A 1,231-nucleotide genomic window follows, 5' to 3' on the forward strand; every position below is an offset into this window, starting at 1 on the left:
GAAGGACGAAAGGGTTGCAATAAACTGGTGGCTGCGACTGTTTAATAAAAACACAGCACTCTGCAAACACGAAAGTGGACGTATAGGGTGTGACGCCTGCCCGGTGCTGGAAGATTAAATGATGGGGTGCAAGCTCTTGATTGAAGTCCCAGTAAACGGCGGCCGTAACTATAACGGTCCTAAGGTAGCGAAATTCCTTGTCGGGTAAGTTCCGACCTGCACGAATGGCGTAACGATGGCCACACTGTCTCCTCCCGAGACTCAGCGAAGTTGAAATGTTTGTGATGATGCAATCTACCCGCGGCTAGACGGAAAGACCCCATGAACCTTTACTGTAGCTTTGCATTGGACTTTGAACCAATCTGTGTAGGATAGGTGGGAGGCTTTGAAGCGGGGACGCTAGTTCTCGTGGAGCCAACCTTGAAATACCACCCTGGTTTGTTTGAGGTTCTAACCTTGGTCCGTTATCCGGATCGGGGACAGTGCATGGTAGGCAGTTTGACTGGGGCGGTCTCCTCCCAAAGTGTAACGGAGGAGTTCGAAGGTACGCTAATTACGGTCGGACATCGTGATGATAGTGCAATGGCATAAGCGTGCTTAACTGCGAGACTGACAAGTCGAGCAGGTACGAAAGTAGGACATAGTGATCCGGTGGTTCTGTATGGAAGGGCCATCGCTCAACGGATAAAAGGTACTCTGGGGATAACAGGCTGATTCCTCCCAAGAGTTCATATCGACGGGGGAGTTTGGCACCTCGATGTCGGCTCATCACATCCTGGGGCTGTAGCCGGTCCCAAGGGTATGGCTGTTCGCCATTTAAAGTGGTACGTGAGCTGGGTTTAAAACGTCGTGAGACAGTTTGGTCCCTATCTGCCGTGGGCGTTGGAAATTTGAAGGGGGCTGCTCCTAGTACGAGAGGACCGGAGTGGACGAACCTCTGGTGTACCGGTTGTCACGCCAGTGGCATTGCCGGGTAGCTAAGTTCGGAAGAGATAACCGCTGAAAGCATCTAAGCGGGAAACTTGCCTTGAGATGAGATTTCCCAGGAACTTGATTCCTTTGAAGGGTCGTTCGAGACCAGGACGTTGATAGGCTGGGTGTGGAAGTGCAGTAATGCATTAAGCTAACCAGTACTAATTGCCCGTAAGGCTTGTCCCTATAACCTTGATGGGTTAGAGACGACGAGTATGGCGTATGCGTTTGTTGAGCATCACGCCCGCTAACTGCACAC

Annotated in this window: 1 rRNA gene; it reads left to right on the forward strand. The window is 51.3% G+C overall.

Features of this window, described 5'->3' with window-relative positions:
* A 23S ribosomal RNA gene (locus QN370_RS20515) occupies window positions 1-1,158 on the forward strand; the annotation flags it as partial.
* Between the last annotated feature and the right edge of the window lie 73 nt (window positions 1,159-1,231).

It is taken from the genome of Actimicrobium sp. CCI2.3 (genome assembly GCF_035019065.1).
Classification (GTDB): Bacteria; Pseudomonadota; Gammaproteobacteria; order Burkholderiales; family Burkholderiaceae_D; genus Actimicrobium.